At 70.2% G+C, this 4614-nt stretch carries 3 protein-coding genes and 1 pseudogene; 3 read left to right on the top strand and 1 reads right to left on the bottom strand.

Annotation, left to right across the window (positions count from 1 at the left end):
- Together I5G_RS23055 and I5G_RS16370 are read left to right on the top strand one after the other, a co-directional pair.
- A pseudogene (locus I5G_RS23055) lies at window positions 1–911 on the top strand (methionine--tRNA ligase); the annotation flags it as partial.
- A complete protein-coding gene (locus I5G_RS16370) occupies window positions 908–1825 on the top strand; it encodes a TatD family hydrolase (protein ID WP_022880026.1) in 918 nt (305 codons plus the stop codon). The pseudogene I5G_RS23055 and the gene I5G_RS16370, both read left to right, overlap by 4 nt.
- Window positions 1826–2023: 198 nt before the next feature.
- Here the strand turns inward: I5G_RS16370 and I5G_RS16365 are convergent, their stop codons facing one another.
- Window positions 2024–3478 carry a sugar porter family MFS transporter gene (locus I5G_RS16365; protein WP_022880025.1) on the bottom strand — a complete coding sequence of 485 codons (1455 nt, stop codon included), beginning with the start codon at window positions 3476–3478 and terminating at the stop codon, window positions 2024–2026.
- Between the two features lie 69 nt (window positions 3479–3547).
- Between I5G_RS16365 and rsmA the strand changes: the two genes are divergently transcribed.
- Window positions 3548–4387 (top strand): 16S rRNA (adenine(1518)-N(6)/adenine(1519)-N(6))-dimethyltransferase RsmA, encoded by an 840-nt coding sequence (gene rsmA / locus I5G_RS16360; RefSeq protein WP_022880024.1) that lies wholly within the window; start codon window positions 3548–3550, stop codon window positions 4385–4387.
- Window positions 4388–4614: the final 227 nt, after the last annotated feature.

Genomic DNA, 4614 nt, shown 5'->3' with positions numbered 1-4614 from the left:
GGCATCCAGGTGCCGTGGGACGATTCGCACGTCATCTACGTGGGGTCGACGCGCTGCTGAACTACGCCACGGCCGTCGGGTACGGCAGCGACCCCGAGGAGTTCGCGCGCCGCTGGCCCGCGTACCACGTCGTGGGCAAGGACATCCTGCGTTTCCACGCCGTGATCTGGCCCGCGATGCTGATGGCGGCGGGGCTCGAGGTGCCCCGCGGCGTCTTCGCGCACGGCTGGCTGCTGGTCGGCGGCGAGAAGATGTCGAAGTCGAAGCTCACCGGTATCGCGCCGACCGAGATCACCGACGTCTTCGGCTCCGACGCGTACCGTTTCTACTTCCTCTCGGCGATCGCGTTCGGTCAGGACGGGTCGTTCTCGTGGGAAGACCTGTCGGCCCGCTACCAGGCCGAACTCGCCAACGGCTTCGGCAACCTGGCATCCCGGTCGATCGCGATGATCGAGCGCTACTTCGAGGGGATCGTGCCGCCGGCGGGGGACTACACCGAGGCCGACCTCGCGATCCAGAGGACCGTGGCGGATGCCGCGAGCAACGCCGACGCGGCCATCGAGCGGTTCCGCATCGACGAGGCCATCGACGCGATCTGGACGATCGTCGACGCGCTGAACCAGTACATCACCGAGAACGAGCCGTGGGCTCTGGCCAAGGACGACGCGAAGCGCGAGCGCCTGGGCACGGTGCTGTACACCGCGGCCGAGGGACTCCGCGCTCTCGCTGTACTGCTGTCGCCCGTCATGCCGATCTCGACCGAGAAGCTCTGGATCGCCCTCGGCGCCGCCGAGAGCATCGGGCGTCTGCAGGACCAGGCGCTCCGCGAGGCCGGTGGCTGGGGCGTGCTGCGTCCGGGGACGTCCGTGAACGGTCTGTCGCCCCTGTTCCCGCGCGTCGAGCAGGCATGAGCACGCCCGTCGAACGGCCCCGCGGCACGATCGAGGGCGGCGACCCGAGCCAGTACGTGCGCGAGCGGTCGGCCGACGGTCGGCGCGACGTGAGCTACCCGCCCGCTCCCGAGCCGCTCGGCGTGCCCGTGTACGACAACCACACGCACCTCGAGATCGAGGACGGCGAGACCGGCCTGTCGCTCGATGAGCAGCTCGAGCGGGCGCTGGCCGTGGGCGTGCACGGCGTCGTCCAGGCCGGGGGAGACGTCGACTCGTCGCGCTGGTCCGCGTGGGCCGCGGCGACCCATCCGCGCGTGCTCGCCGCCGTTGCGATCCACCCGAACGAGGCGCCGGCGTACGCTGCCGCGGGCGGGCTGGATGCCGCGATCGCGGTCATCGACGAGCTCGCGGCCGAGCCCCGGGTGCGCGCGATCGGCGAGACGGGCCTCGACTTCTTCCGGACCGAGGCGGATGGCATCCCGGCCCAGATCCGCTCGTTCGAGGCGCACATCGCGCTCGCGAAGAAGCACGGCATCGCGATGCAGATCCACGATCGCGACGCCCACGACGCCGTCCTCGAGACGCTCGCGCGCGTCGGCGCCCCCGAGAAGACGGTGTTCCACTGCTTCTCCGGCGACGCCGACATGGCGCGCATCGCGGCCGACCGCGGGTACTACCTCTCGTTCGCGGGCAACGTCACGTTCAAGAACGCCCAGAACCTGCGTGACGCCCTCGCCGTGACCCCGCGCGAGCGGATCCTCGTCGAGACCGACGCGCCGTTCCTCACTCCGGTGCCCTACCGCGGCCGCCCGAACGCGCCGTACCTCATCCCGGTGACGCTGCGCTTCCTGGCATCCGAACTCGGTGTCGATCCCGACGAGCTCGCCGCCCAGGTCGCGGCCAACACCGTCGAGGTGTACGGGGAGTTCTGACCCGCGGCGTCGGCTCGGTGATGCGCGCCGGCGTGGGCGCCGCCGGATCTGCGGCGTCGGCTCAGTGATCTGCGTTCCCTCAGTCCGCCCGGGGTGGATGCCGCTGAGGTTGTGCGGATCGCGGAGGTCGTGCCGCGCGCGCCCGGGCTGAGTACGACGAAGGCCGGCACCCCTCGGGGCGCTGGCCTTCGCGATTCGTCAGGACTTCGCCTTGTCCTTGCGGACGAACAGGGTCTCGGTCTGCTCGAGCTCCATGCCCTTGGTCTCGGGGATCCGCAGCGCCACGTAGAGGAACGACAGCGCGGCAAACAGCGCGTACATGCCGTACGTGAGCGGGAGCGACCAGCCCGACATCGCGGGGAACGACACCGTGATGGCGAAGTTCGCGATCCACTGCGCACCCGCCGCGACACCCAGCGCCTTGCCGCGGATGCGGCTGGGGAAGATCTCGCCGAGCAGCACCCAGACCAGCGGACCCCACGACGCGCCGAACCCGATCACGAAGACGTTCGCCGCGACCAGCGCGATCCCGCCCCACGGGGCCGGCAGCGACACGTCGTCGCCGCTGCCCTGCGCGAACGTGAACGACAGGGCCATCGCGGCCAGCGACACCGTCATCAGCACGGAACCGGTCAGGAGGATCGGTTTCCGGCCCACGCGGTCGACGAGGAAGATCGCGACGAAGGTCACCACGACGTTCGTGACGGAGGTGATCACGGAGATCAGCAGCGAGTTGCTCTCGTCGAAGCCGACCGCGCGCCACAGCGTCGTCGAGTAGTAGAAGATCACGTTGATACCGACGAACTGCTGGAACATCGACAGCAGGATGCCGGTCCACACGATGCCCTGCAGACCCAGCACCGGTCCGCGCAGCGACACGTTCTTGTTCTTGCGGTCGGTCTCGATCGCGCTCGTGAGCTCGTTCATCGTCTTGTCGAGGTCGGCCGGGGGCACCAGGCGCGAGAAGATCGCGCGCGCCTCGTCCTTGCGGCCCTTGGCGAGCAGGTACCGCGGCGACTCCGGAACGGTGAACGACAGGATGCCATAGACGGCGGCGGGGATGACGCCGACGAGGAACATCCAGCGCCACGCCTCCATGCCCAGCCAGAGCTGGTTCGCGGCGCCACCGGCCGAGGTGGCGAGCAGCGCGTCGGAGAGCAGCGCGCCGAAGATGCCGAGCGTGATCGCCAGCTGTTGCAGGGACGCGAGGGAACCGCGGATCTGGCGCGGGGCGACCTCGGCGATGTACGCGGGCGCCACGACCGAGGCGATGCCGATGCCGAGGCCGCTCATCACGCGCCACAGGATGAGATCGGGGACGCTGAACGTCAGCGCGGCGCCGATCGAGGACACGAAGAACAGCACGGCGCCGAGAAGCATGACCTTGAGGCGGCCCCAGCGGTCCGACAGCGCGCCGGCGATGACCGCGCCCACCGCGCAGCCGAGCAGTGCGACGGCCACGACGAAGCCGGTCAGCACCTGGCTCAGCTCGAAGTTGCCCTGGACGGCATCCACGGCTCCGTTGATGACGGAGGAGTCGAACCCGAACAGGAACCCACCGACGGCGGCGGCGATCGAGAGTCCGACCGCTCGTCGCCCGTACGGGCCGCGGAGAGTGAAGGCGTTGGCGGGTATCGACTGCGTCTGGCTCACCCACCCACGCTACTGCCCCCGCCCGCTCCGGGGGCGGCGACTGGCGGTCGCGCTGGTTACAGTGGAACAATGCCCGTTTCGCTCCTCGGTGCCGCCGAGATCCGCCGGCTCGCCGCCGACCTCGACGTCACGCCGACGAAGAAGCTCGGGCAGAACTTCGTCGTCGACGCCAACACGGTCCGCAAGATCGTGCAGGCCGCGCGGGTCGAGGCATCCGATCGGGTCGTCGAGATCGGTCCGGGACTCGGCTCGCTGACGCTGGCGATCCTCGAGACGGGCGCGTCGGTCGTCGCCGTCGAGATCGACCACCGGCTGGCCGCCCGGCTCCCCGAGACCGCGGCCGCGCACGACGTACCGGCCGAGCGCCTGACCGTGATCGACGCCGACGCGCTGCAGGTGCGCGAGCTCCCCGGCGAGCCCGAGGTCCTCGTCGCGAACCTGCCGTACAACGTGTCGGTACCGGTGCTGCTGCACTTCCTCGAGACGTTCCCGTTCCTCCAGCGCGGCGTCGTCATGGTGCAGGCCGAGGTGGGGGAGCGCCTCGCGGCCCCGCCGGGGTCGAAGGTGTACGGGGCGCCGAGCGTCAAGGCCGCCTGGTACGGCCCGTGGCGCCTGGCCGGGACGGTGTCACGCCAGGTCTTCTGGCCGGTCCCGAACGTCGACAGCGTGCTGGTCGGATTCGAACGGGATGCCGAGCCCCGCGGCGACGAAGAACTCCGGCGCCGCACGTTCGCGATCGTGGATGCCGCCTTCCAGCAGCGCCGCAAAATGCTGCGGCAGGCGTTGTCGAGCGTGCTCGGCGAGTCCGCCGCCGCCGCGTCGGAGGCGCTGGAGGCGGCGGGCGTCGACCCCACGCTCCGCGGCGAGCAGCTCTCGATCGCCGACTTCGTGCGCATCGCCTCGCTCTGACCCCCGGCTCGCGCCGTTCGCGCGTCCCGTAATTTCTCGTCGCGTTCATCACGAGTTCCCGAAACATGCCGGTAACATTTCTCCTCAACCGGGAGCATCACGCCGGGCTGAGGCCGTACCCGACGGCCCGAAGGGATCGAGATGCGCTTTGCCGAACACCCGCGCGGCGAACGCGTGCTGCTCCAACTGAGTGACACGCACCTGCGAGCGGGCGGTGCCCCGCTGTA

The organism is Microbacterium sp. B19 (assembly GCF_000333395.1).
Classification (GTDB): domain Bacteria; phylum Actinomycetota; class Actinomycetes; order Actinomycetales; family Microbacteriaceae; genus Microbacterium.
The sequence above is the reverse complement of the archived record's forward strand: the minus strand, read 5'-3'. Positions and strand labels throughout refer to the sequence as shown.

Excerpts from the sequence above, each read along its gene's own strand:
- I5G_RS16370 (WP_022880026.1), top strand. The coding sequence starts at position 908 with ATGAGCACGCCCGTCGAACGGCCCCGCGGCACGATCGAGGGCGGCGAC.
- rsmA (WP_022880024.1), top strand. The coding sequence starts at position 3,548 with ATGCCCGTTTCGCTCCTCGGTGCCGCCGAGATCCGCCGGCTCGCCGCC.